General features: G+C 68.9%; 20 protein-coding genes and 2 pseudogenes. 7 read left to right on the forward strand and 15 right to left on the reverse strand.

Features of this window, described 5'->3' with window-relative positions; genetic code table 11:
* Nucleotides 1-64 precede the first annotated feature (64 nt).
* Nucleotides 65-4,312: a carboxypeptidase regulatory-like domain-containing protein gene (locus ACWDR4_RS13260; protein WP_450407698.1), complete on the forward strand. Its 4,248-nt coding sequence runs from the start codon at nt 65-67 to the stop codon at nt 4,310-4,312.
* Between the two features lie 90 nt (nt 4,313-4,402).
* Here the strand turns inward: ACWDR4_RS13260 and ACWDR4_RS13265 are convergent, their stop codons facing one another.
* The 10 genes and pseudogenes from ACWDR4_RS13265 to ACWDR4_RS13310 all read right to left on the reverse strand — a co-directional run bounded on the left by ACWDR4_RS13265 (nt 4,403) and on the right by ACWDR4_RS13310 (nt 11,194).
* Entirely contained in the window at nt 4,403-4,990 is a 588-nt protein-coding gene (locus tag ACWDR4_RS13265) for a hypothetical protein (protein ID WP_450407701.1), read from the reverse strand.
* A gap of 74 nt (nt 4,991-5,064) precedes the next feature.
* Nucleotides 5,065-5,343, reverse strand: a pseudogene (locus ACWDR4_RS13270) (AraC family transcriptional regulator); the annotation flags it as partial.
* A gap of 68 nt (nt 5,344-5,411) precedes the next feature.
* Nucleotides 5,412-5,996 (reverse strand): hypothetical protein, encoded by a 585-nt coding sequence (locus tag ACWDR4_RS13275; protein ID WP_450407703.1) that lies wholly within the window; start codon nt 5,994-5,996, stop codon nt 5,412-5,414.
* The gene (locus tag ACWDR4_RS13280; protein WP_450407705.1) at nt 5,980-6,471 is read right to left on the reverse strand and encodes an RNA polymerase sigma factor; all 492 of its coding nucleotides are present in this window, start codon (nt 6,469-6,471) and stop codon (nt 5,980-5,982) included. Before ACWDR4_RS13280 ends, ACWDR4_RS13275 begins: the two co-directional genes overlap by 17 nt.
* A 127-nt stretch (nt 6,472-6,598) precedes the next feature.
* Nucleotides 6,599-7,246, reverse strand: coding sequence for a class F sortase (locus tag ACWDR4_RS13285; protein ID WP_450407707.1), 648 nt, complete (start codon nt 7,244-7,246; stop codon nt 6,599-6,601).
* Nucleotides 7,243-7,638, reverse strand: a complete 396-nt coding sequence (locus ACWDR4_RS13290) for a sortase-dependent protein (RefSeq protein ID WP_450407798.1) — start codon at nt 7,636-7,638, stop codon at nt 7,243-7,245. Before ACWDR4_RS13290 ends, ACWDR4_RS13285 begins: the two co-directional genes overlap by 4 nt.
* A 152-nt stretch (nt 7,639-7,790) precedes the next feature.
* Nucleotides 7,791-8,753, reverse strand: coding sequence for an alpha/beta fold hydrolase (locus ACWDR4_RS13295; protein WP_450407801.1), 963 nt, complete (start codon nt 8,751-8,753; stop codon nt 7,791-7,793).
* Nucleotides 8,754-8,806: 53 nt separating this feature from the next.
* On the reverse strand, nt 8,807-9,586 hold the full coding sequence (locus tag ACWDR4_RS13300) for an enoyl-CoA hydratase/isomerase family protein (RefSeq protein WP_450407710.1): 780 nt from the start codon (nt 9,584-9,586) through the stop codon (nt 8,807-8,809).
* A complete protein-coding gene (locus ACWDR4_RS13305; protein WP_450407713.1) occupies nt 9,583-9,999 on the reverse strand; it encodes a Zn-ribbon domain-containing OB-fold protein in 417 nt (138 codons plus the stop codon). Before ACWDR4_RS13305 ends, ACWDR4_RS13300 begins: the two co-directional genes overlap by 4 nt.
* 37 nt (nt 10,000-10,036) lie before the next feature.
* Nucleotides 10,037-11,194, reverse strand: coding sequence for a lipid-transfer protein (locus ACWDR4_RS13310; protein WP_450407716.1), 1,158 nt, complete (start codon nt 11,192-11,194; stop codon nt 10,037-10,039).
* Nucleotides 11,195-11,309: 115 nt separating this feature from the next.
* Here ACWDR4_RS13310 and ACWDR4_RS13315 point away from each other — a divergent pair, with 115 nt between their 5' ends.
* Nucleotides 11,310-12,890, forward strand: a complete 1,581-nt coding sequence (locus tag ACWDR4_RS13315) for a FadD3 family acyl-CoA ligase (protein WP_450407718.1) — start codon at nt 11,310-11,312, stop codon at nt 12,888-12,890.
* 132 nt (nt 12,891-13,022) lie between these two features.
* Here ACWDR4_RS13315 and ACWDR4_RS13320 read toward each other — a convergent pair whose 3' ends face one another.
* On the reverse strand, nt 13,023-13,565 hold the full coding sequence (locus ACWDR4_RS13320; protein ID WP_450407720.1) for a hypothetical protein: 543 nt from the start codon (nt 13,563-13,565) through the stop codon (nt 13,023-13,025).
* A 792-nt stretch (nt 13,566-14,357) separates the two neighbouring features.
* Here ACWDR4_RS13320 and ACWDR4_RS13325 point away from each other — a divergent pair.
* The 4 genes from ACWDR4_RS13325 to ACWDR4_RS13340 all read left to right on the forward strand — a co-directional run bounded on the left by ACWDR4_RS13325 (nt 14,358) and on the right by ACWDR4_RS13340 (nt 15,952).
* Nucleotides 14,358-14,612 carry a hypothetical protein gene (locus ACWDR4_RS13325; RefSeq protein WP_450407722.1) on the forward strand — a complete coding sequence of 85 codons (255 nt, stop codon included), beginning with the start codon at nt 14,358-14,360 and terminating at the stop codon, nt 14,610-14,612.
* A gap of 92 nt (nt 14,613-14,704) precedes the next feature.
* Nucleotides 14,705-15,406 (forward strand): 2-phosphosulfolactate phosphatase, encoded by a 702-nt coding sequence (locus ACWDR4_RS13330; RefSeq protein ID WP_450407724.1) that lies wholly within the window; start codon nt 14,705-14,707, stop codon nt 15,404-15,406.
* 47 nt (nt 15,407-15,453) lie between these two features.
* The gene (locus ACWDR4_RS13335) at nt 15,454-15,681 is read left to right on the forward strand and encodes a hypothetical protein (RefSeq protein ID WP_450407727.1); all 228 of its coding nucleotides are present in this window, start codon (nt 15,454-15,456) and stop codon (nt 15,679-15,681) included.
* Between the two features lie 16 nt (nt 15,682-15,697).
* The gene (locus tag ACWDR4_RS13340; protein WP_450407729.1) at nt 15,698-15,952 is read left to right on the forward strand and encodes a hypothetical protein; all 255 of its coding nucleotides are present in this window, start codon (nt 15,698-15,700) and stop codon (nt 15,950-15,952) included.
* Nucleotides 15,953-16,025: 73 nt separating this feature from the next.
* Here the strand turns inward: ACWDR4_RS13340 and ACWDR4_RS13345 are convergent, their stop codons facing one another.
* Nucleotides 16,026-16,766, reverse strand: a complete 741-nt coding sequence (locus ACWDR4_RS13345) for a hypothetical protein (RefSeq protein ID WP_450407732.1) — start codon at nt 16,764-16,766, stop codon at nt 16,026-16,028.
* Between the two features lie 318 nt (nt 16,767-17,084).
* Between ACWDR4_RS13345 and ACWDR4_RS13350 the strand changes: the two are divergent.
* Nucleotides 17,085-22,150: pseudogene (locus ACWDR4_RS13350) on the forward strand (DNRLRE domain-containing protein).
* A 973-nt stretch (nt 22,151-23,123) separates the two neighbouring features.
* Here the strand turns inward: ACWDR4_RS13350 and ACWDR4_RS13355 are convergent.
* The 3 genes from ACWDR4_RS13355 to ACWDR4_RS13365 all read right to left on the reverse strand — a co-directional run bounded on the left by ACWDR4_RS13355 (nt 23,124) and on the right by ACWDR4_RS13365 (nt 25,306).
* Nucleotides 23,124-24,035, reverse strand: coding sequence for a MerR family transcriptional regulator (locus tag ACWDR4_RS13355; protein WP_450407733.1), 912 nt, complete (start codon nt 24,033-24,035; stop codon nt 23,124-23,126).
* Between the two features lie 285 nt (nt 24,036-24,320).
* Nucleotides 24,321-24,746 carry a peptidoglycan-binding domain-containing protein gene (locus tag ACWDR4_RS13360; RefSeq protein WP_450407736.1) on the reverse strand — a complete coding sequence of 142 codons (426 nt, stop codon included), beginning with the start codon at nt 24,744-24,746 and terminating at the stop codon, nt 24,321-24,323.
* Between the two features lie 116 nt (nt 24,747-24,862).
* Complete coding sequence (locus tag ACWDR4_RS13365) at nt 24,863-25,306, reverse strand: peptidoglycan-binding domain-containing protein (RefSeq protein ID WP_450407738.1); 444 nt, start codon at nt 25,304-25,306, stop codon at nt 24,863-24,865.
* Nucleotides 25,307-25,575 lie beyond the last annotated feature (269 nt).

The raw sequence follows: 25,575 nt of genomic DNA on the forward strand, positions 1-25,575 counted from the left end.
CGGCCCGATCGGGTCCTGAACGCGACGAAAAGGGTGTTCCTTGCTGTCCCCTTCGCATTCCTCCTTGCTGTCCTCAAGACGTGCGCGCGTACGCGCACCCCTCTCCCTTCTCATAGCCGGCTGTCTCGGCGCCGGAGCTCTCGCCGCGATATCACCGGCCACCGCCTCCGCGGCCACCCCCGCCGACTCCTCCAGGGCCTCCGACCTGCTCAACGCCGTGCCGCAGGACAACGTCCCGCAGAACTACGTCCCGGCCGGCTGCAACAATCCGAGCCTCGAGGACGGCGTGGCCCAGTGCTTCGCCGACGTGGTCACCGGCTCCGACCACATCGTCAAGCCGCATGCGAGCGCGCCCCCGTCCCAGGCGCTGGGCCCGGCCGACATCCAGGCGGCCTACGACCTTCCCGCCGGCGGCGAGGGCAGGACGGTGGCGATCGTCGACGCGTACGGCAACTCCCACGCCGAGGCCGACCTGGCCGAGTACCGCAAGCACTACGGGCTGCCCGAGTGCACCACCGCCAACGGCTGCTTCCGCAAGGTCGATCAGAGAGGTGGCACGGACTACCCCGCCGACGACGCGGGCTGGGCACTGGAGACCGCGCTCGACCTCGACGCCGTCTCCGCCGCCTGTCCGGCGTGCGACATCCTTCTCGTGCAGGGTGATTCGGCGAGCCTGGACGATCTGGGCACCGCGGTCGACACCGCCGTACGCCTGGGCGCCAAGTACGTCTCCAACTCCTACGGTCTGCCCGGCGAGGGCGCCTTCCAGACCGCGTACGACCACCACTACGACCATCCCGGTGTGGCCGTGGTCGCGTCCACCGGCGACACCGGCCATGTCCAGAACTGGCCCGCCACCAACCCCAACGTGGTGGCCGCCGGCGGCACCCGGCTGACCCGTGCCGAGGGCACCGAGCGCGGCTGGACGGAGTCCGCCTGGACCTCCGGCGGATCGGGCTGCTCGCTGTACGAGGCCCAGCCCGCCTATCAGAGGGGGCTCGCCACCGGCTGCGACACCCGGGCGACGGCTGACGTCTCCGCGGTCGCCGACCCCGCGACCGGCCTGGCCGTGTACCACACGGTGGGCGAGGACGGCTGGCTGCAGGTGGGCGGCACCAGCCTCTCCGCGCCGCTGATCGCGGCGATGTACGCGCTGGCGGGCACCCCCGTCGAGGACACCTACCCGGTGACCTACCCGTACATCAACGCCTCCGGGCTGACCGATGTCACCGAGGGCGCCAACGACGACTGCGGCACGGTGACGTGCACCGCCGGCGCCGGCTGGGACGGGCCGACCGGTCTCGGCACCCCGGTGGGCGTGTCAGCGCTGGCCTTCGGCGTCCATGGAACGCTGTCCGGACGAGTCACCGACAGCGAGTCCGGCGCCCCGCTCGCCGGTGCGGGGCTGGCCATCTCCGAAGAGGAGACGGACGGCCGGGAGTACCGGGTCACCACCGACGCCGAAGGCGCGTACAGCCTCCCTGTCGCGGTGGGCGACTACCGGATCACCGCCACCGACTTCGGCTACCGGGAGATCACCCGCTCCGGGGTGAGCGTCGCCGAGAACCAGAGCACCACCGCCGACCTGGCCCTGGTGAAACTGCCCACCCGTACGGTGTCCGGCACCGTGAAGGACGGCAGCGGGCACGGCTGGCCCCTGTACTCGAAGATCACCATCGACGGCTATCCGAACGGCGCTGTCTACACCGACCCCTACACCGGCAAGTACAGCGTGGACCTTCCGGAGAAGGCCACCTACGACGTCCACGTGGCCCCGGTCTACCCCGGCTACCGGAGCACGGACCTGAGCGTCCCGGTGGGCACGGCCGACGTACGTACCGACGTCGCGCCGGACGTGGACCTGGCGGCCTGTGTCGCGCCCGGCCACGCCTACCCGGCCGAGACCGGTTTCGAGGGCTGGACCGGCACTACGCCGGAGCACGGCTGGACCGTCGTCAATCACGGGACGGACGGCGCCGCCTGGGACTTCGCCGACAGCTTCCTGGCCAACTACACGGGCGGAACCGGGAACTGGGCCACCGCCGACCCCTGGGGCCGGGGCGGTGTCCGCGAGGACACCGAACTCGTCTCGCCCACCTTCAGCCTGGCGGGCCAGAGTTCACCCGTTCTCGCCTTCGACGCCCTCTACGCCCCCAGCAAGGACTCGGTGGCCGACGTCGACCTCAGCCTCGACTCGGGCGCGACGTGGACCACGGTGTGGCACCGGGACACGGCCGAGTACCTGGGCCGTGTCGAGGTTCCCCTGACCCGGGCGGCGAACGCGAAGAACGTGAAGGTGCGCTTCCACTACTCCGGCAGCGGCCTGTCGATCTGGCAGCTCGACACCGTCACCGTCGGCTCCTGTGCGGCCGTGAGCGGAGGCATCGTCGCCGGAAAGGTCGTCGACGGCAACACCGGCGACACCGTCACGCCCGCCACCATCACCGACACCGCCGACAAGTACGCGACGGCGACCACCGTGGCCACCCCCGACGACCTGGCGTTGGCCGACGGCTACTACTGGCTGTTCAGCGAGCCCACCGGACGTCACACCTACCGGACGGCCGCCGCCCGCTACGCCACCTCGACCGGCACCCTCACCACCCGGCCGGACAAGGTCAACCGGTTCGACCGCACGCTCAAGGCGGGCCGCCTGGCGGTGAGTTCGGACGCCCTCTCCGTCAGCGAGTCACTGGGCGGATCAGGCAGCAAGAAGGTCACCTTCACCAACAAGGGGCAGGCGCCGCTGCACGTCAACCTCGGTGAGCAGAGCACCGGTTACACCTCACCGGACGGCACACCCACGTCCACGTCGGACTCCTCGACAGGCGCCCCGACACTGCGCGTCAGGGGCAACTACGCACCAGGACCGATGAGTTCCACCTCCTCGGCTGCGAGGAGCACATCGAGCGCCCCGCCGACCACGACCACGGCATCGGCAGCGGCATCAGGATCGACCGGACCCTGGACCGGCATCGCCGACTACCCCGAGCCCGTCATGGACAACGCGGTGGGCACCTACCAGGGCAAGGTCTACTCCGTCGCCGGAGTCTCCAGTCTCTTCGGCGGGGAGTACCTCAGCCGCGGCTATGTGCACGACCCGTCCACCGACGCCTGGACACCCATCGCCGACCTCCCCGAGGCCCTGGAGTCACCGGGCGGGGCGTTCGTCGACGGGACCATGTACGTCGCCGGCGGCTGGACCGAGGGCGGTGCCCGCGCCACGCTCTACGCGTACCACCCCACCACCGACACCTGGACCCGCCGCGCCGATCTGCCCCAGGCGTTCGGCATGCCGAACGTGACCGTCCTCGACGGCAGCCTGTACGTCATCGGAGGCTGCACCGGATCCGGCTGTACGGACATGGTCAGCACCGTCTACCGCTACACCCCGGCCACCGACACCTGGACCCGCCGCGCCGACTACCCGTTCCCCATGGAACGCGCGGCCTGCGCCGGCATCACCGGTGAACTGGTCTGCGCCGGGGGCCTCTCGGGCAGCGACGCCAAGAGAGCGACCTACCGATACAGCCCCTCCGCCGACACCTGGACCCGTGCGGCCGACATGCCCGACACGCGCTGGGGCGCCGTCGCCGGCGGGAACGACGGCAGACTCCAGGTCGTCGGCGGCATCGCCGGACGGGACGCGGTCAACACCGTCGTCGAATACGACCCGGTGTCCAACACCTGGTCCGACCTGCCCAACACCGCCTCCACGCTCTTCCGAGCCGGCGGCGGCTGCGGGATCTACCGCGTCGGCGGCATGACCACGACCTACGACACCGCCTCGTCGGCCGAGGTCCTGCCCGGGCACGACCAGTGCGACGGCGACGACGTCACCTGGCTGTCGACGGACAAGACCTCGTTCGACCTCGCCCCCGGCCGTTCCACCACGGTCACCGTCCGCGCGGACGCCTCCGCCGTCGCCACGGCCGGCACCTACACCGCGCGGCTCACTTACAGCACCGACGCCCCCTACGCCGGAGCATCGGTCAAGGTCAGCCTCAAGGTCACGATCCCGCGGACCTGGGGCCATCTCTCCGGAACGATCACCGACAGGCACACGGGAGCGCCGCTCGCCGGGGCCACCGTCCTGATCTGCCCGGTGGCGCACGCCGGAACGACCCGCTGCGACCACCTCGCCCACACCGTACGCACCGACTCCGACGGCCGCTACGACCTCTGGCTGGACGCCCGCCCGAACCCGCTGCGGATCACGGCCTCGGCCACCGGTCACCGCCCGGCAGCCAAGGAGGTGACCCTGCCGCCGGGCCGCGCTACGACGGCCAACCTGTCGCTGACCGCGACCTGATCCGCCGGACAGGCCCTGGAGACCGAGCGGGAGCGAGTCCTGTCGCCAGGTCTCCTGCTCGGACCCAACCGGCCTCCCGGCGGACCGGCCTCAGGCCGAGCAGTTCGTCGCGGAACCGTCGGCCGTGGCGGTGACGGCGACGCGGTAGCCGGCCCCGGAGTCGAATTCGGGGCCGGGCTCGCTCTCCTCCGCGTCGAGGATCTCCTCGGTCAGGAAGTAGACATCCAGCATCTTCGTGTCGTCCGCCTCGCCGCGGGTGAAGCACAGGCTCGCGGGCCGGGCATCCTTCGAGGACTGCCGGGTGGACTGAGACGGCTTCCAGCCTTCGCGCTCCGCTGCGGCCCGGTAGTGCCGGGTCACGTCGGTCTTGTCGCCCTCGCCGTCGCCGGGGAGGACGTAGGTCCGCTCGGCGTACAGCCATGCCTCGCCGCTGTCCTCCCAGCAGCCGGACTCGAGGTCCTCGAAGCCCTGGGGGACGACTGCCCCTTGAGGCAGCGAGTCGAGAACGCCGTACGACTTCAGCTCGTCGACCCGGCTCTCGGTGCCCTCGCAGCCCGAGGCGGAGACGGCATCCGTGAGGGTCTGGCAACCGGTGAGGGCGCTGGTCGCCAACGCGGCCGTCAACGTGGCTCTCAACAGGGGTGCCGTGCACCAGCTGGTTCTCTTACGAGGGGTCAAGCCGACTCCTGTGCTGGGGAATTGGGAAATTGCGTGTGGTGGATGGTGTCGGCCTGGCGGTGCAGGCCGGTGAGGTGGTCGGAGAGCAGGGCGCCGTCCAGCATCAGGGTCAGGTGGTACAGCTCCTGGTCGCTCTGACGCACCATGCGTGTGCTTCGCCGGAACCTCGTCGGCAGGAAGGACACCTGCATCACGGTCGCCGGGCCCAGCTCCAACAGCCGTAGCTCGCCCCAGAATTCGGCCGCGTGGGTGCTGATGAAATCGTTCGAGCGCGTACGGGCGATCAGTTCCCGCCAGTAGTCGAACCTGTCCGCCGCAGGCACGTCCTCACTGCGGAACACCGTCCCGATCATTCCGTCGCCCACCGATCCCCCCGCCGTGCACGTCCGCCGTCATCCTCACCCCTTGACGGCCGACGGGTCTACGGCGTCACCGTGGCGCTCGGTACGGCGTCGACCCCGTTCTGGCTCGGCGTCGGAGCGTCGTCCGCCGCGCTCGCCCCTGTCGTGGCCTCCGGGGTGGACACGGGTGCCTGGTCGGGCGGGGCGATGGACGCCTCGCCGGACTCCGCCGTGGCCGCCTCGCTGGGCTCGTCGGAGGGGACGGCAGTGGAGGGTTCGGGGGACTCCGGGGTGGAGGGCAACGGCGTCGGGTCGGTGCTGGGGTCGGTGGTGGCGTCCGAGGTGGGAGGTGTTGCCGGGACGGTCGAGACGGGTGGGGCCATGGGGATCGTGGGGGAGCGGGGGGACTCCCCTGTCGTCAGGCTGAGGGGGAGCGCGATCAGGGCGGCGACCACGCAGGCCATGCCCACCCCGGCCGCCGTACGGACTCGGCGGCGGCGGGTCGCGGTGCGGCGGATCTCCTCGTAGCGGCCCGGGGGTGCGCCCAGATAGGTGGGCGTGGGGCCGAGGAGGACCAGGAGGGGGTCGTCCGGGGCGTGCTCGGGGCTGGTCGGGTCGAACGGTCCGAATTCCGGGTCTTCTTCGTCGTCAAAGCGTGTGGTCAAGGCTTTTCCTCAGGTGGGCGCGGAGCAGTTCTCGGGCCGCGTGGAGGTCGGCCTTGACGGTTCCTTCCTTGCGTCCGGTCAGCGCGGACACGTCCCGGATCGGCATGTCAGCGTAGTAGTGCAGGAGGATCGGGACGCGCAGTCGTTCCGGCAACGACTGGACCAGCATGCGGATGGACGGGTCCGCCGGGTCGGCGTGGGGGCGCAGCGCCGCTTCCGTGGTCACATGGCGCATCGCCCTGCGCTCGCGTTCCATCTTGCGCCAGTGGTCCCGGACGATGTTGGCCGCCGTCACATAGAGGAAGCCGCGTGGCTCCTCCACCGACGTCCAGCGCGCCCACAGACGGGTGAACGCCTCCGAGGCGATCTCGTGGGCCGTCTCGTCGTCGTCGACGAGCCGGCGGCACCAGCCGGCCAGGCGCGGGTAGAGGGCAGCGAACAGCTCGGACGCTGCCTTGTCGCGGGACCGTTTCAACGCTCTCCATGGTGCTGTTGCCACCGGCGTGGCACTCGTGGGGGAGGACGGCGGTTCGGCGGCGTACGTTCCGCCGTTCCGCCGTCCTTTCTGCGCAAGTACGCTCACGGGCTCGTGGCCGACCCGCTCACGGGCTCGTCGACGATGTCAGCGCGGCGAAGACGATCACGTTGTCGAGGTAACCGTTCTCGTCCCGGGGGCCGCCGCACGTGATGAGCCGAAGCTCGGGGCGGTCCACGTTCCCGTAGACGTCGTCCGCCGGGAAGTCGGCCTTGGCCACCGTCCGCAGGGAGGTCACCGTGAACTCCGTCTCCGTGCCGTTCTCCAGACGCGCCACGATCTTCTCGCCCCGGCGCAGCCGCCCGAGGTCGTGGAAGACACCGTCCCCGTACGAGCCGACCGTGACATGCCCGAGGATGACCGACGGGCCGGTCTGACCCGGCGTCGGCGACTTCTCGTACCAGCCCGCCTGGTCGTGGTCGGTGACCGGAGGGACCTCCACGGTGCGGTCCGGGGCCAGCCCCAGCCGCATGACCGGGGTGTCGACCCCGATCGCGGGGATCCGGAGCCGGACCGGGGCCGAACGGCCCACCGCCGGCACCGACTTGGCGGAGGTGTTCGTGGAGGCGGGGGCGTTCTTGGACGCCGAGGCCGAAGGTGACGTGGCGGTCCCGGAGGTCCGTACGCCCTCGCCGTCGGAGGAACAGCCCACGAGCAGCGTGGCAACGGTCGCCGTGGCCGCCGTGCCGAAGGCGCGCCTGGAGAGCACGGTCACGCCCCGGTCGCCCGCCGACGGACTACGAGGAACACGGCCGCGCCACCGACGGCGAACGCGGCGGCGGCGCCCCCGCCGATCAGCGTCCCCGGTACGCCGGAGTCCGACGAGGCCGGCGTCACGCCGGTGTCGGGGGCGCCCGCCGGCACCTCGGCGACCTGGGCCGGGTCCTGGTTGGGGTCGGTGGTGGGCCCGTCGCTGGGCGCCTCGCTGGGCACCGGGCTGGCTTCCTCGGCCGGGTCCTGGGTCGGCGCGGTGGTCGGGGCCTCGGTGCCCTCGGACGGCGCGGTGCTGGGGACCGGGGTCGCGGTGCCGTCGGCGAACGCGGGCGCGGTGCCCGCCAGTACGGCGGTGGCCGCGAGTGCCACGGCGCTGAGGACGGTACGGCGCACGGTACGGCGCATGGAGTCGCTCTCTTTCGTCGGTCCGCCCGGAAGTGACGGATCGTGCGAAGAGACGAGGCAGCCGGGGATCGGGTTGTAAAGAACTGGCAAAGTCGCCGGAGGGGCGCCAACTCCGCAGCCCCGTACCTCCGTTGCGGGTCCTACCCGGCCGCGTCCCTCAACTCGCTGAGGAACGGAACCAGTACCGCGTTCACCTCCTCCGGCCGTTCCTGCTGCGTCCAGTGGCCGCAGCCCTCCAGCACCACCGGCGCGCGCCGCAGGTTGGGCATCAACTCCGGTAGTTGCTCGATGAGTCGGGGCGTTCCCGGAAACGCCGCGACCAGGTCCTTGTCGCCGTACACGTAGAGCGCGGGCGGGCTCACCACCGCCCCGTGCCAGGCCGCCGTCAGTTCCCAGTTGCGGTCGATGTTGCGGTACCAGTCGAGGGCGCCGGTGAAGCTGCCCGCGAAGCTGTCGGTGAGGTGGTCGAGGTCCGCCTCGGTGAGCCAGGCCGGGAGCTTCTCCGGGTCGGGCATCGTGTCCAGCCAGCCCTGGCCGGCCTCGACCAGCGGCTGCTTGCCGGTGCCCGCGTCGGGGCCGTCGCCGGAGAAGGCGTACAGGCACTTGCGGAGGGCGGTGCGCGGGTCGCGGGCCAGTTCGGCGTCGGCGATTCCGCCGGGACGGTTGAAGTAGTTCCAGTAGAAACGGCCGCCGAACATCGCCTCCATCACGCCCAGCGGCCGGCGGTCGCCCCGGAACGGCGGCGGCACGCTCAGGCCCGCCACCCCGCGCACGGCGTCCGGGCGCAGCAGCGCGGTGTGCCAGGCCACGGGCGCGCCCCAGTCGTGCCCGACGACGTACGCCGTCTCCTCACCGAGCGCGTGGATCAGCCCGACCACGTCCCCGACCAGGTGCAGGATGCTGTACGAGGACACGTCCTCGGGGCGGTCGCTGCCGCCGTATCCGCGCTGGTCGGGGGCGACGACCCGGAATCCGGCGGCGGCCAGCGGGCCGAACTGGTGGCGCCAGGAGTGCCAGGACTCGGGGAAACCGTGCAGCAGCACGACCAGCGGGCCCTCGCCGGCCTCCGCGATGTGCAGCTGGATGCCGTTCACGTCCACCATGCGGTGCTCGACCACCGTGCTGTTTTCCACCATGATGCAAAGGGTATGCGTTGCTATCGCAACCGGAAATCCGGGGTCCTGGCGGCGAACAGTTCCGCCTGCCGGTCCCCCGGGAGATTGCCCAGTCGCACCAGGTACGGGGCGTACGCGAGGGCGTGCGCACGGGCGGCCTCCTTCGCCGCCCACACCGCCCGGACCGTGCCCTGCACCCCCTCCGGCGGATACGACGCGATGACCCGGGCGCACTCCACGGCGGCGGCCAACACCCCACCGGGCGCGGTCACTTCACTGACCAGGCCGATCTCGTACGCCCGCGCCGCCGACACCCGCTCCGCGGTCCCCATCAGCGCCATCCGCGCGATCTCCCCGTACGGCATCCGCTGCGCCATGCCCATCGTCTCGTACGCGCTGACCATGCCGTACGTGGTGTGCGGGTCGAAGAAGGTCGCGGTCGGGTCGGCGACGACGAACTCCGACTCCGCGAGGAGGTAGAAGGCACCGCCGCACGCCATACCGTTCACCGCGGCGATCACCGGCTTCCAGAGGTCGTTGGCCTTCGGCCCGATCCTCTCCAGCGGATCGTCCACCATGTAGGGGGAGTTGGGCTGCGGGACGGTCGCGGTGCGGTCGAGCCCGGTACAGAAGGCGCGCTCGCCGGCCCCCGTGAGCACGATCGCCCGTACGGTGTCGTCGAAGCGAAACTCCCGCCAGGTGGCCGCCAGTTCGGCGGCGGTGGCGAGGTCGATGGCGTTGAGGATCCGCGGCCGGTCGAGGGTGAGGACGGCGACCCCGGTGTCCTTGTCGATGTCGGTCGACAGGTTCGGGCTGCTCACGGGCGCTCCAGGATCCACTGCGGAAGCCCGGCCGAGGAGAAGACCACCTGCACCCGCGCCCCGATGCGAATCCGGTCCGGGGGAAGGGAGTTGAGGGGTGCGTCAGGCCCCGTGACCAGATTGCCGACCAGCCGGATACGCGGCGCGTCCGCCAGCTCGACCACGATCACGTTGTACGGGGCCAGCTCGGCGTAGTCCGGGAGGAGCGGCGGATGCGGGACGACGTACGACCAGACGCGTCCGCGTCCGCTCACCGGGAGCCACTCGCTCGCGAAGGACTGGCAGTGGGGGCAGCAGGGGCGGGGCGGGAAGCGGGGTTCGGCGCAGTCGGCGCAGGTCTGGACGCGGAGTTCGCCCTGGGCGGCGTACTCCCAGAAGGGGGCGCCGTCGTCGTCCACGACAGGGGTCAGCATCTCAACTCCTCATTTCCACAACGTCATTTCCGCAACGTCATTTCCTCAGCAACAGGGCCGAAGTCGGCACGCCCTCACCCGCGGTGACCAGGCAGGTGGTGGCCCCGGGGACCTGGGCGGTGCTGGTGCCGCGCAGTTGCCGTACGCCCTCGGTGATGAGGTTGAAGCCATGGACGTAGGCCTCGCTGAGGCCGCCTCCGCCGGTGTTCATGGGCAGCCGGCCGCCGATCTCCAGGGCGCCGCCCTCGGTGAAGGCGCCGCCCTCGCCGCGTCCGCAGAAGCCGTAGCCCTCCAGGGAGAGCGGGATGAGGGCGGTGAACGCGTCGTAGATCTGGGCGACTTGGACGTCGTCCGGGGTGAAGTCGGCGTGTTTCCAGAGGTGTCGGGCGGCGGTCCAGGCCGGGCCGGTCAGCGGGTCGTCGTTCCAGTAGTTGACCATGCCGTGGTGCTGGGCGGGCAGGCCCTGGGCGGCGGAGTGGATGTAGACGGGGGCGCGCCGGCAGTCGCGAGCCCGCTCGGCGGAGACGACGACGCAGGCCAACGCCCCATCGGTCTCCAGGCAGTTGTCGAAGAGGCAGAGGGGTTCGCTGATCCAGCGGGAGGTCATGTACATCTCGCGGGTGAGTGGACGGTCGTACATGATCGCGGCCGGGTTCTGGTTGGCGCGGTTGCGGCAGGCGAGGGCGACGTTGAAGAGGTGGTCGCGGGTCGTGCCGTACTCGTGCATGTGGCGGCGGGTGAGCATGGCGATCTCGTCGGAGGGCCGGAGGAGCCCGAAGGGGCGCGTCCACTGGGCCGGGGTGGGGAGTTGGGCGCTGGTGTTCCGCCACGGCCGCGGACCGGAACCCCTCTTCCTGGACCGCCAGGCGACGCCGACCGTGGCCTGTCCGGAGTCGATGGCGGCGGCGAGGTGGGCGACGGTGGCGCAGGAACCGCCGCCGCCGTAGCCGACCTTGGAGAAGAAGGTGAGGTCACCGAGGCCCAGCGCCTTGGCGACCTCGACCTCGTCGGTCTCCTCCATGGTGTAGGAGGCGAGGGCGTCGACCTCGGCGGGGGCGATGCCCGCGTCGTCGAGTGCGGCGAGGATCGCCCGGCACGCCAACGTCCGCTCACTCTCGGGGAGTTGGCGGGCGAAGGAGGTCTGTCCGATCCCGGCGATGGCGGTGGCGTCCTTGATCCCGGCGGTAATTGCCATAGCTGTGAGTGCACCTCCGCGCGAGCGCCCGGCTGGCTGCTGACAGGGCGTCAGGTTACAGCTAATCTGACGGTCAGTCAGCTCTTGGGTGCGGGATGTTGTGGGGAGGCCGACGGTGCGCGGTGACTTGGAGTGGGGCAGCATTCCGGGGCTGGTCCGGGCGGCGGCGGAACGGTACGGCGACGCCGAGGCGGTCGTGGACGGACGTACCCGCATCTCGTACGCGGAGTTGGGCGCGCGGGTGGAGCACGCGGCGGCGGCGTGCATCGCGAGCGGGGTGGAGGCCGGTGACCGGGTGGCGATCTGGGCGCCCAACTCCCTTGACTGGATGGTGTCCGCGCTGGGCGCGGTCTCGGCGGGCGCGGTGCTCGTACCGCTGAACACCCGCTTCAAGGGGACGGAGGCGGCGTACGTACTGGCGCGCAGCCGGGCCAAGTTGCTGTTCGTGACGGGGACGTTCCTGGGCACGTCGTACGTGGCGTCGTTGCGGAGGGCGGCGGGGGAGGGGAGCGGTTCGGGACCCCTGCCGGGGCTGCCGGAACTGACGGACGTGGTGGTGCTGGGGGAGGACGCGCCGGCTGAGTTCCGTACGTGGAAGGACTTCTTGTCGGGCGGGGACGGGGTGGAGGGGGAGGTCGTCCGGGCGCGGGCGGAGGGTGTTCGGGGTGAGGACCCCTCGGACATCGTCTTCACGTCGGGTACGACGGGGCGGCCGAAGGGGGCTGTGATCACGCACGCGCAGTCGCTGCGGGCGTATGAGATCTGGAGCGAGTTGGCAGGCCTGCGGGAGGGCGACCGCTATCTCGTCGTGAACCCGTTCTTCCACACCTTCGGCTACAAGGCAGGGGTGTTGGCGTGTCTGATGCGGGGTGCGACGGTGATCCCGCAGCCGGTGTTCAACGTGGACACGGTCCTGGCGAACGTGGCGGCGGAGCGGGTGTCGGTGCTCCCCGGCCCACCCACTCTGCTCCAGTCGCTGCTGGACCACCCGTCCCGGTCCGCGTACGACCTGTCGACGCTGCGGCTGGTGGTCACGGGGGCGGCGGTGGTGCCGTTGCGGCTGGTGGAACGGCTGCGTACGGAGTTGGGCGTGGCCACCGTCCTGACGGCGTACGGGCTTTCGGAGGCGAGCGGGATCGTCACGATGTGCCGCCGGGGGGACGAGGCGGAGGTGATCGCGTCGACGTCCGGGCGGGCGGTGCCGGGGGCCGAGGTGCGGGTGGAGGCGCCGGTCGGGGAGCCCGGGGAGGTGCTCGTGCGGGGCTTCAACGTCATGCGGGGGTACTTCGAGGACGCGGAGAGCACGGCCGAAGTCGTCACGGGGGAGGGGTGGTTGAGGACGGGAGACGTGGGCGTCCTGGACGCCGACGGCAACCTGCGGATCACCGACCGCCTCAAGGACATGTTCATCGTCGGCGGCTTCAACGCGTACCCGGCGGAGATCGAGCAACTGCTCGGCCTGCACCCGGATGTGGCGGACGTGGCGGTGATCGGGGTGCCGGACGGGCGGTTGGGCGAGGTCGGCAAGGCGTACGTGGTGCGGCGGCCGGGGGTGAGTCTGACCGGGGACGACCTGATCGCCTGGGCCCGCCGGGAGATGGCCAACTACAAGGTGCCGAGGGCGGTGGAGTTCGTGGGCGGGCTGCCTCGGAACGCAAGCGGGAAGGTGGTCAAGGGGGAGTTGCGGGCACCGTGACAGGGGTCGGCATATTGCGGTGGGGGCCGAGCGCGCGTATGCGAACGGGCCCGGCTTCCTTCTGGCCTTCTGGTAGCCGGGCCGTTCACTGTCTCAGACTCTCAACCACTCACCGCCGGTACGGCACGCGGCCTACTTGTACTCGAGCTTCCATACGTTGTTGTTCTTCTTCACCGGAGCGGTGAACCACTTGGTCCACTTCCACGAGGTCTTGCAGGCGCCGTTCGAGTTGACGATGACCCACTTGCGCGCCTTGAACTTCTTGGCCTCGTGGGTCATGATCAGCCGGACCTTGGTCTTGCCCGCCTTGTTCACGGCTGTGGCGGAGTACGACCAGGTCTGGGACTTCGACCATTCCTTGCCCACGGTGACGCTGAACGAGGTGCTGGCCTTCGCGAAGATGGCGCCGGCCTCGGCCTCCACTCCCGCGGTGCCACTGGCGCTGACGGTGCCCGTCTTGTTCGACTCGTAGCCGAGGGTGGGCTTGTCCCTGTCCAGGAACCAGTCGCTTCTGAGGTTGGTCCCCTTGTAGACCGTGGACTTGTCGCTGATCTTGTAGCCCTTCTGTCCCGCCTCGAGGCAGCCCTGGGCGGCGGCGGAGGCGGGCGAGGCGGTGGCGACCAGGCCGCCGACCAGCATGGCGGAAGCGAGACCGGTGCTGAGAATACGATTCATGTCGGGTCAGTTCCCTTCGGGATCTCATGAGTGAATAGCCGACGCATGAATAGGCCGCAAGAATGGCAATGCCCATGGCGAAGCCGACTCTTGTGGATGCGTCAGAAAAGTGTGTGGGAGCTACGCGGACCGCCGCCGCCAACAACTCACCCGGGAAAAAAGAATCCTTGCGGGTGGACGTGGTGACGGTCTGACCGTGCGGACAGCGAGAGTCCGCAGAAACGGGTCAGCGCGTCGGCGTGGGCGACACGGTCGCCGGACTGCCGATCGCGGACGTGGCTGGACGGCCGCGGGCATAGAAATGCACGCTCATCGAAAACTCCCCCGTTGCTGTACCAACTGTGCCTGCGTGTGCGGGTGTTACTCCGGCGATCTTGCAGGTTACGGGGCAGATAATGCCCTTTCCTGGAGGGATTCGCAAGTAGGAATCTCATGCACCGTCAGAGAGTGATGAGGAAGGTGGGCTATGTCCGATACGGGGCTGCGGACATAGCTCAACTGTTCCTCAAATCTGTTATTTCCGTGGACTTCCGGTGCGGGAAAGGTGTGACCGTGAAGGCGCCCAGTGGCACGCCACCTGGGCCTCCCCGCCCCGCCCAGCACGCTCAGTTGCACGGTCCGTAGCGTGGCCGAGTTGCTCAAGTCCTGGGTGGTGTAACGGCTGCATCGCGCCGATACTTCGCCGCGAAGCGGTCACGCGCTGTCCTATTGCCCTGCGACTGTCGTCCCGTGCCGAACAACGAGACCGGCAACCAGACCGGCAACGACATTCAGCATAAGGATCCGATCACCGTGAATGACACGACCACGCGCCCCTCCGTCCCCTCTGTCCCCTCCACCCTCGACAGCGAGCGCGTCGACCTGCTCGCCCAGCTCGCGACCGTGCGGTCCACCCTGACCAGCACGACGAAAGGCCTCGGCGACGAGCAGGCCGGTCTCACGGTGTCCGACGACGGCCTGCTCCAGGTCGAACTGCCCGCCTACGGGTACCGGTGGCTGCGCGCCGGTACTCCGGCTGACGATCCCGAGAGGGTTGCTGCCGGCTGAGCGTCGGAGACCACGACCGCGTACGACGGTGAGGGCCGCCCGGTCATCACTCGTGGGGTGCTTCGGGTAGGGCGTGCACGATCATGATCGGAATGGACACTCATTTCCTCGGAATCGCTGAACTGACCGAAGTCCCGTCCGTGGCCGTCGTCGTCGACGTCATGCGCGCTTTCACCGTGGCTGCCTGGGCCTTTGCCCAAGGGGCGGAGAAGATTGTTCTTGCCGAGTCGCTGGACGACGCTCTGGCGCTCAAGGCCCGCCACCCGGACTGGGTGGCGCTCAAGGACGGGCCGGTCGCGCCCGGGTTCGAGCTGGTCAACTCGCCGGGGCTGCTGCGGTCTGCCGACCTCGGCGGGCGGACCGTCGTGCAGAAGACCACGGCAGGGACGGTCGGCGCCCTCGCGGTCAAGGACGCGTCGCTGGTGCTGTGCGCCAGTTTTGTGGTGGCGGAGGCGACGGCCCGGCTCCTGCGGGAACGCGGGTGCGACAGCGTCACGTTCGTGGTCACCGGCGAGGACGGGCAAGCCGAGGAAGATCTGGCGTGCGCTCAGTACATCGCCGGCAGAGCCGACGGGGCCGGGGCGGACGCCACCGGGTTCCTCCGCCGCGCCGCCGACTCGCGCGCCGCCGCCGAACTGGCGGAGGGGGTGCGGCAAGGCGTCCATCCTGATGACGTCGCCCTCTGTCTTGAGCTCGACCGGTTTCCCTTCGCCATGGTGGCGGCCTTGGAGGGCTCACTCATGGTCCTGCGTCCGTGCGCCGTGGCTTCGTCGACCGACGGTGCCTTGATCTGATCGCGGGTGAGGTCGGCGCGGTTGGTATCAGGTGACATCCTCCCTCTGTGGCCAAGACGCAGATCAACATCCGGGTGGACAAGGACACCGCTGAGATGGCCCGGCAGGCGGCGGAGACCAGGCGTATGCCGGTCAGCGCCTACGTCGAGCAGCTCATTCGGAACGACAACGAGCGTGTGCGTGCTGTCTTCATGACGGCCGCACAGGAAGTACTGGATGAGTACGGCGATCTCCTGGACGAGATCGAGGGGGAGCAGGGGGAGACCCGTACGTGAATCGCGGCAACGAGCCGTGCTTGTCGGACAGGAGGTCCAGCAGGGGCCGTACGTCAAGGCGGCGGCCCTCGCGCACACCCTGGGCCGTATGCGCTGGTTGGAGCGATCGAACCTCAAGGTGGCTGTCGCGGCTGCCCACGCGTACCTCATCGCCTCCGGAATTCCGGCCAAGCTCGATCAACAGCGGGTCTCCGCACTCGCGAACGAGTTGAAGAGGGAGAGCTGCACGGTCCGCAGTGTGGCCGAGTTGCTCAAGTCCTGGGCCGTGTGACGGCTTTCGGGAGCGGACCCCGCGCGATCCGACTGTCGTCAGGAGAACACGCATCGGAGTCGCCGGGTCGAGGTCAGCAGTGACACAGCACGTTGATGACGACGGTCTCGGCGTCGAGGTCGTCGAGATAGCGGTTGGCCTGTTCCCAGTGGCCGTCGGTGTCCGCGTCCGTCCATGAGCCGTCGAGGGTGACCAGGGCGAAGCCGGGCACGGCGCCCCGGACAGCCCGCAGCCGGGCCTCCTCCTGGTCCTGCGCGAAGTACTCGACCGGGTCGCTGAGCAGGAGCGACGTGGTGAAGTGCGGGTCTCCCGCGACGGCCCGCTGCGCCACCTCCTGCACGAGCGGCTGGGTCAGATGCTCCTCCTTGGCGTCCGCCAGGGAGTACCCGTCGGGATCGGCCTCGTGGCGGGCGAGGAAGTCGGTGAGCGGGCGGGCCGGCGGGTGTATCGCGGTCAGCTCGGTCCAGGCGGCGAGCAGGGCGTCATACGCGCGCGCCGTTCGGTCCCGCATACCGTCGAAGTCGAGCAGACCCCGAGGCCCGCCATGGCATTCGAGCGGCCCGAGGGCATCGAGCCTGGCCTTCCTGCGCGGCACGGTCCTCGCCGTGACGAGCCTGCGATCGCCGTCGTACTCGGGCAGTACGAGGTACGCGCTGCCCGCGCCGGAGTGGATGGCCCACCAGTCCCAGTGGCCGTCCGGACTCCACTCGTCGCTCAGCTCGGAGTTGTAGGGCGCCATGGCCGCGGCCACTGCCTGCGGGACCTTCCGGGGAGCCGTCGGCGGCAGGCACACAGTGGCGAAGAACTTGGTCATGTCAGGGAGCGTAGGGCCCGTACGGGTCGGGTTCTATGCGCAAGGATCACGCCAACGTGTGCATCACAATCACGCCACGACTTCGAGTCCTTGGGGCGACGGCGGGTGAACGGCAGGTTTCTTCGGTCGAGGCGATTGGAATGTACTTTTCCGCTTTGCTTGATTTGGTGATGCGAATCCGTTGTCGGGCCTTTGTTGAATGCATATCTGACGTCTCGTTATGAACATTTCGCGATGAATCCTTCACCAAATCTCGATCGTACGATCACGCCCCTGGTGGCGAATTGGCGTGCTGCCGTGTGATCAAGGGGTGGGGCATTGCAGCTCAAGGGGAGATGGGCACCTCGTTTCGGGGGGCGGTCGAGACGGCCGGGCTCCGGGCTGAGGCGTACGGCATTGGCGGTTGCCGCCGTGCTGGCGGCGGAGACGGCCCTGGTGTCGCTGGAGTCGGGTGAGGTGTTCGCGGCCGATTCCGGGATCGCCGAAGTGGCGGTGGCCTCGGACTCCAAGCCGACGGCTGCGTCGTCGGCGGACTCGGTGGCGGCGGCGTTGCTGATGGCCCGTTTGCAAGGGCGCAGGATCGAGGTGACGTCGGAACGGACTGCGGATTCGACGACATATGCGTTGCCCTCCGGGGAGTTGCAGACGGAGACGTTCGCCGGTCCGGTCCGGGTGAAGCAGGGCGAGGTGTGGAAGGACATCGATACGTCGCTGTCGGACACCGGAGCCAGCCTGACCCCGGAGGCCACGGCCGCCGACATCACCGTCTCCGACGGTGGGGACACGGCACTGGCGTCGGTGTCGAAGGGGGAGACGTCCTTCGGGATGGGGTGGGAGGACAAGCTCCCCACCCCGACGGTCGAGGGCAACACGGCCTCCTACGACCTGGGCGGCGGGCAGACCCTGACGGTCAGCGCGCTCGCGCAGGGCTTCTCCCAGAACGTCATCCTGGACGAGGCGCCGGACGGCGCGGTGTCGTACCGCATCCCGCTGCACTTGGACGGACTGACGCTGTCCCAGGCCGAGTCCGGGCACCTGCTGCTCAAGGACGGCGGCGGCAAGCTGGTCGCTGAAGCACCGGCACCCATGATGTGGGACTCCAGCAGGAACGATTCCTCTGGTGACCCGGAGCACCAGGCCCAGGTGACCACTAAGGTCGAGACGGCCGCTGACGGCGCGCAGACCCTGGTTCTGACCCCGGACGCGGAGTTCCTCGCCGACCCCGCCCTCACCTATCCGGTGACCGTGGACCCGACGTCCACTCTCGCGGTGACCACGGACACCTGGATCCAGACCCCTGACTACCTGGACTCCCAGGTCTCCTCGCAGGAGCTGAAGTCGGGCACCTACGACGGCGGCGCGGATCTGGCGCGTTCGTACCTGAAGTTCGACGTGTCGAAGTTCGTCGGCAAGCACATCACCGACACCAACTTCGCCCTGTACAGCTACTACTCCTCGACCTGCGCCACCGACGGAGCGGGCACCACGGTCCGCCGCATCACGTCCTCCCGGTCGTCGACCTCCCTGACCTGGGCCACCCGGCCCTCCTCGGCCGGCACCGGTGCCGTGAACAACCTGGTGCCGCGCGGGTACTCCTCGGCCTGCCCGGCCGCCTGGTCCAACTGGGACATCGACACCATCGTCCAGGCGGCGCCAGGTGGGCGGTGAACGCGCTGACCGGTGACTTCGCTCTCTCCGCGACCGATGCCTCCGGGTTCGACCTGTCGGTGTCGCGCACGGCATCCTCGCGTCGGCCGACTGCGGGCTCCGACGCGGAGGGGCAGGTGGCGATCTTCGGGCCGCAGTGGACCTCGGGTACGACGGCGGAGATCACCGACTCCGACTGGGTGTACGTGCGCAAGTCGTCGGCCAGCTCGGTGGCGCTGGTGGACGTGGACGGCGATGAGACCGGGTTCACCCTCACCTCCTCCGGTGGCTGGAAGCCGGAGCCGGGATCCGAGGACCTCACGCTGACCGGGTCCCTGACGGGATCGTTCACCCTCAAGGGCGACGAAGGCACCACCACGACCTTCGCGAAGGTCACCTCCGCCGCCACTACCTGGCAGGTGGCCAGCACCTATCTGCCGACCGAGAACTCGACCACCAAGGTGGTTTCCGAGTCACCCAGCGGCTCCACCCTCGCCCGACCGAAGTACGTCATCGCCCCCACCTCGGCAGCGTCCTCGTCGACGTGCGAGACGACCCCGGCGACGGCGGGCTGCCGCCTGCTGGAGTTCGTCTACGCCACCTCCACGACGGCCACGTCGAGCGCGCTCGGCGACTACACAGGGCAGGTCAAGCAGATCAAGCTGTGGGCCACCTCCCCGGGCGCCACGGCGGCGACCGCGACCGTGGTCGCGCAGTACTCCTACGACACCTCCGGCCGACTGCGCGAGCAGTGGGACCCGCGGATCAGCCCCGCGCTCAAGACGGCCTACACGTACGACAGTTCGGGCCGGGTCACCACCCTGACCCCGCCCGGCGAACTGTCCTGGACGTTCACCTACGGCCAGGCGGGCAACACCGCCACCGCCGGTACCGGCATGCTGCTCTCCGCCTCCCGGCCGAACCTCACGGCGGGCACCCAGAACACCCCCGACGGCACGACGGCGACCACCAGTGTGGTCTACGACGTTCCGCTGTCCGGTACCAAGGCGCCCAACTTGATGGGGACTTCGGACGTGGGAGACTGGGGCCAGACCGATGTGCCCACGGACGCCACCGCGGTCTTCCCCGCCGACTCGGTCCCGTTGTCCCACACCGGCACCGATCTGGTCGCGTCCGACTACCAGCGGGCCGGCATCACCTACACCGATGCCTCCGGTCGTGAGGTCAACACGGCCACGCCCGGCGGGCACATCGCCACCACCGAGTACGACCGCTTCGGCAACACCGTGCGTGAACTGACCGCGGGCAACCGGGAACTGGCGCTCGCCACCAGCGGCGCCGGGCTGGCAGAACAGGTCGCGCTGAGTATCGACCAGATGACCAGCCCCGACCGGGCCGAACTGCTGTCCACCCGCTCGGTGTACTCCGCCGACGGGCTGCGCGAGACCGACGAGAAGGGTCCGCTCCACCAGGTCACGCTCACCTCGGCACTGGCAGCGGGCTCCGGCGGCACCGATCTGCCCGCGGGCACCCCGTGGCCGGTCCGCGAGCACACGGTCAACGCTTACGACGAGGGCCGTCCCACCGACGGCACCGCGACTGTCGTCAATCAGGTCACCACCGCCAAGGTGGGCGCGTACGTCGACGGCTACCCGACGGACGCGGACGTACGCACCAGCACCACGCAGTACGACTGGGTCAAGGGCCTGCCCACCAAGACCATCACCGACCCGAACGGGCTGGCACTGGCCAGGACCACCTCGTACGACTCCCAGGGCAGGGTGATCAAGACCAGCCTGCCGAAGTCGTCGGGCTCGGACGCCGGCGCCACGGTGATCACGTACTACTCGGCTACCGGAAGCGGTGCCTGCAACGGCCGCCCCGAGTGGGCGGACCTGGTCTGCTCGACGGGGCCGGCCGCGAGCATCACCGGTGGCGGCTCCAACTCCACCGCACTGCCGACCAGGACCGTCGAGTACGACCGCTTGGGCAACACCGCCAAGGTCACCGAGACCGCCAACTCCGTCACCCGTACCACCACCAACACCTTCGACTCCGCAGGCCGGCTCCAGACGACGGCCGTCAGCGGGGGCGTCGGTACGGCGGTGCCGGATGTCACGACCACGTACGACGCCGGCAGCGGTGACGTGGCGACCGTGACCTCCAACGGGCAGACCATCACCCACACCTACGACACCCTCGGACGGGAGATCTCCTACAACGACGGCGCGGGCAATACCGCCACCACGTCCTACGACCCCCTCGGCCGCGCGGTGAAGACCACCGACTCCGCCCCGTCCACCACCACCTACACCTACGACAAGGCCATAGACCCGCGCGGTCTGGAAACCTCCCGCACCGACTCGGTCGCCGGCACCTTCGCCGCTACCTACGACGCGGACGGCGACCTGACCACCCAGGCCTTGCCCGGCGGCTACAGCCTCACCGTCACCCAGGACGAGACGGGGTCAGAGACGTCCCGGGTCTACACCCGCGACAGCGACAACAGTGTGATCGCCTCCGACAGCACGGACGAGAGCATCCAGGGCCAGGTCGTGGCCGACGCCAACACCTCGGGCCAGAGCCGCAGCCGCACCTACACCTACGACGCGGCCGGTCGCCTCACCAGGGCGGACGACACCGACCCCGACGGGGCCTGCACCCGCCGCGACTACACCTTCGACAACAACACCAACCGCACCGCCCTGGCCACCTCGACGAGCGACGTCGGCGCGGCCTGCACCTCTACCGGCGCAACCACCACGTCGTACGCCTACGACAGCGCCGACCGACTGGTCACCTCCGGCACGGTCTACGACGCCTTCGGCCGTACGACGACCCAGGCGTCCGGCGCCACCATCGGCTACTACACCAACGACCTCGTCCGGCAGCAGACCTCCGGTACCAGCCGGCAGACCTGGACGCTGGATGCGGGAGGACGCCTCGCTACCTGGACCACCGAATCCAACAGCAGCGGCACCTGGAATCAAACCGGGGCCAAGACCAACCACTACGGCTCTGACGGCGACAGCCCAGACTGGATCCAGGAGACCAGCAATACCGTCACCCGTAACGTCCAGGGCAGCAGCGGTGGCCTGGACGCCATCACCAGTGCCACCGGCGACACCGTCCTCCAACTCACCGACATCCATGGTGATGTCACCGTCCGTCTCCCGCTGGACACCGCCCAAGCGGTGACGACCTCGGCATACGACGAGTTCGGCAATCCCGAGGGCGACACCACCCCTGCCCGCTACGGCTGGATAGGCGGCAAGCAGCGGTCCAGCGAATCGGTCACCGGCGCCACTCTTATGGGGGTGCGCCTCTTCGACCCCACCAGCGGTCGCTTCCTGTCTGTTGATCCCATACCGGGCGGCAACGCCAATGCCTACGAGTACTGCAGCGGTGATCCGGTCGGTTGCTACGATCTTGATGGCAGGTGGGGCATAGGAAGAATGTTCAAGCGGGTCTTCGGATGCTCGGCCACGAAATGCCTCTTCTTCGGCAAGAGGAACCGGCATTTTGTGATGCGGGACGGCAGACCAGGGCTCCACTTCAAAAACCATCGAATCCGCTTCGAATGGGACAAGCACAACAGGTGGCACCTCAACGTTGGTAAGCGGCATTACCGCGCGAGGGACGGACTCAGGTGGGCGTCGAGGTGGGGCGGCCGATTCCTCCGAGGCGCGGGCTGGATCAGTCCACCCATTTTCACCAATCCCGTCAATAGGTGGCGCTATCCGTGCTATCCGAGGCGGCAGTGCCCGCCGTCCTAGTCCGAACTAGGTGAAGTCGGGCCTCTATAATTCAGAGTGATGGTAGAGGCCCGCCTTCGATCAATGGGAAACAGGGTTGCATGATGAGATATATTGGAGCAGCGAATCCGCGCGATCTGGAGATTTTTATTTCCAAAATTGCTGTCGAATTTTCAGTCGTTGAGGCGCGGGCGTTCATTGACCTCTACACAGATGAGCCGCTAACCGATGAGCAGGCCGTGCAGTCCTTTCATGAGGTGACCCAAACCGCCCAGGGGCAGCCGGAATCGCCCATTGGGCGGCGCCGTTTCACGCGGCCCGATCCTCTGATGGGGGTCCAACTCGACCTAACACGCGATGAGGATGTCACTCACTTTTCGCGTCTGGCTCACCGAGTGATCAACGCAGAAGTCTGGAAAGGGGATCACCAGTTGTTTGGAACCGTTGAGTCCTCTGTCCGTGTATGGGTGGATCTACCGGATGAATCTGTCGAACGGGCCCTTACCTCGGCTAGGGCCTGCGGAGCAGTCGTGCACTTGGAGCGGCAGGGGTGATTTAAAGCAGAGGTGACCTAAAGAGGAAGGGGTGAAGGGTGATCCCGTCATCAATGGCTCGGAGGCATCTCATTCAGGGTCCTGGCATGGCTTTGATGTGGGGTCTGGATAGTTCGACCATGAGGTCGGTCCTATCTAATGGGAACAGCGGCAGGAACAGTCATGACCCTCATGTTCGTGGTCCTGTCTCAGAGGTGGTGTTCCTCGCCATGACCAGGGGGGACCGGAAGGAATCCGCGAGCGCAGTCGCTGACGGCGACCAGGCAGTCGTGGATCTCCTGAGGGCCTGCCCCGGAAAGATCAGAAAGAAGAACGCAAACAACGTGTGGTTCCCGGCTTCGGACGTACTGGCCGCCCGGTCATGGCTGTGGTTCATGATCGCAGCCCTGTTGGCGGTCGGTAAAAAAGTACCGGGCCGCAAACGCGGCCCAGGCCGTGTTTCAGGTAGCGGGTGACTCTTGGGCGGATAGTTCTTCGGCCAGTTCCATACAGCGCAGACGGGCTGGGGAGAAGTCGTAGGGCATGTTGCCGGTGGCTTCGAACGCGTTCATGGAGTCAGCCTCCCGCCTGCCGGAGCTGAGGTCGGCCTCGTCCTCGCCGTCATCGGCCGTAGCAGGGTGCAAAGTGTCCCAGGCGTCGAAGAGGGCATCGTCGTCCTTCCCCAGGCCGGACTCCTCGATGACGGCCTGCAGGGCGCTTTCGAAGGCGTGCCGCTCGACGGCCACCTGAGCCACCCGCGGATCGTCGACGGCGACGCTGTCATCGAGTGCCTCCTCGGCGTCATCGATGCGGTCGGAGTCCTCCCGCAGAGCGGGATGCTTGGCCAGGACGACGAAGCGGCTGGTCTGGACGGCCGCGCCGAGCGGGCCGAAGATCCGCTCAGTGACCAGCAGACTGTCCAGGTCCGCCTGACGCAGGGAGCCCTCGGGCAGGCTCTTGAGACGGTCGGTGACGAAGTCGGAGAGCAGGCCCATCCGGCTGCCTTCGGTGCGCATCCGCTGCACAGCGGTCCGCTGCCGCCGCAATTCCGCCTCCTGCTCGGTGAGGGTTTGTTCCAACCGCTCCAGGATGCCCGCGATACCGTCTCCGCTGTCCGCACCGGCGGAAGCCGTGCCGGTGGTCAAGGCGTCACGGATGTCGTCCAGGGCGATCCCGGCGTCGGCCATCCTGCGAATCCACAGCAGTCGGATCATGTCCTCGTACCCGTAGCGGCGGCGGTCATCGCCGCCGCGCTCAGGCTCGGGGAGCAGGCCGATCTCGTGGTAGTGGCGAATCGCCCGCGGCGTGGTGCCGGCGAAGGCCGCCGCGTCACCGATCTTGACCTGGCGGGGTGGCATGAAGGACGCATGCATGAGCAGGGACCTTTCCTCAAGGGACCGGGACGTAAGTCCACCGGACCACATGCCGCTACGGAAGGTGCAACCCCATACACACCGCCCCGCGCCAATGCCAGGAAACGCGCTCTTCCTCCGTAATGACCGCAGGCCCGTCCTTTCCTGCCGGGGCATCCGCACGACAACGGGGAGGCGGGGGACGTACAAGTGCGGGGCCGCCGATGACATAGCCCACGCCAAGGAGGGGCCGGCTCGTTGGAGTCGGCCCCTCCTCGCGGCCCCAGGGCGTCTCGCCGGGCTGGGTCAGATCCTGCCGCAGCCGCTGAGGCCCCAGTGCTTCATGACTTCTCGGGTCTGAGGGCCGTAGTAGCCGTCGGCGTAGGCCTCCCCGAGGTAGGTCACCTGGATGGATTCGACGGCGAGGAAGGTCTCTCTGCCGTAGTAGCCGTCGACGGCGAGATTGAAGTTGTGGCAGTTGTTCAGGCTGGTCTGGAGGACCTCCACGGCCTCGTTGGACTTGCTGGTGTTGAGGACGAGGTTGCAGGTCAGGCTGGGAGTCGGCTGCCCGTAGGCGGGAACCTTGTGCCCGCTGACGTTCTTGTACGTGTTGCAGGTCGGGTAGCCGCCGGCCGCCGTGGCCGAGGGCGCGAGGGCCGTACCGGTAAGGACGGCAGCGGCGAGTGCGCCGGCGGTGGCGGCGAGACGAGCCGTGGTCAGGCGAGAGCGCATGGCTCCCTCACTTTCCGTGCGTGATGGTGAGTGGTGTCGAGTCGCGGCACGCGGCCCGTCCTCCTCCCGGCGTGGGGAGGAGGACGGGCCGGTGGGTTCGTGGGACGGCCGGTCCGTCAGAGCCTGTTGGCCCACGTCTCGAACCCTGACCGGGTCCCGGGGCCGGCGAGGCCGTCGATCGCGCCGTCGTAGTCGCCGTTGGCCCGCAGCAGGCGCTGAAGCGCCTTGATCGTGTTGGGGCCGACGATTCCGTCGATCTTGTCCTCGTAGCCCCAGTACTTGGCCAGGCAGCGCTGGAACGCCTTCCAGCTGTTTTCGCCGAGGTACCCGTCGATCAGGTCGTTGTACTCCCAGTGCTCCGCCAGCCAGCGCTGGACGTTCCTGGCCTCCGCCCGGGTCAGACCCAGGTTCTCCACCGCGAGCGTGCCGACCTCACCGCTCGACGCCTGCTGCTGGGCCGACGCGGGAGCCGCCATGGCCGTGCCCGTGGTGGCCAGGCCGCCGGCGGCGATCCCGACCGCAGCGGTGACACTGACGAGTGCCTTAGTGAGAGCTCGCATGCTGTTCCCCTCGATTGACGTGCGGTTGAAGAAGCCGACCGCAGCGGCCGGCTCCGCAACGAGACTGCGGGTTCGGCGAGATGTCCGGCCACAGGTGACGCGGAAGTGACCTCGTCCCGAGACGTCCCGCGCACTGACCTGCTGAGATGCCGTCCGCCGAGTCCCTGCGGCGGGACTGCGACGAGAGGGGGACGGGCTGATTCCGCGCCAGGGCGGGGTTGGGGCAGGGCGGGGTCCCCCGTGACGGCTGGTGCAGAATGAGACCGGGA

The sequence above is a fragment of the Streptomyces sp. NPDC000878 genome (assembly GCF_053599695.1).

Bases quoted from the DNA above. Each gene is read 5' to 3' on its own strand.
- ACWDR4_RS13295 (WP_450407801.1), bottom strand. From the start codon at position 8,753: ATGGTGGACGTGAACGGCATCCAGCTGCACATCGCGGAGGCCGGCGAG.
- ACWDR4_RS13305 (WP_450407713.1), bottom strand. From the start codon at position 9,999: ATGCTGACCCCTGTCGTGGACGACGACGGCGCCCCCTTCTGGGAGTAC.
- ACWDR4_RS13310 (WP_450407716.1), bottom strand. From the start codon at position 11,194: ATGGCAATTACCGCCGGGATCAAGGACGCCACCGCCATCGCCGGGATC.
- ACWDR4_RS13320 (WP_450407720.1), bottom strand. From the start codon at position 13,565: ATGAATCGTATTCTCAGCACCGGTCTCGCTTCCGCCATGCTGGTCGGC.
- ACWDR4_RS13330 (WP_450407724.1), top strand. From the start codon at position 14,705: ATGGACACTCATTTCCTCGGAATCGCTGAACTGACCGAAGTCCCGTCC.
- ACWDR4_RS13345 (WP_450407732.1), bottom strand. From the start codon at position 16,766: ATGACCAAGTTCTTCGCCACTGTGTGCCTGCCGCCGACGGCTCCCCGG.
- ACWDR4_RS13355 (WP_450407733.1), bottom strand. From the start codon at position 24,035: ATGCATGCGTCCTTCATGCCACCCCGCCAGGTCAAGATCGGTGACGCG.
- ACWDR4_RS13360 (WP_450407736.1), bottom strand. From the start codon at position 24,746: ATGCGCTCTCGCCTGACCACGGCTCGTCTCGCCGCCACCGCCGGCGCA.
- ACWDR4_RS13365 (WP_450407738.1), bottom strand. From the start codon at position 25,306: ATGCGAGCTCTCACTAAGGCACTCGTCAGTGTCACCGCTGCGGTCGGG.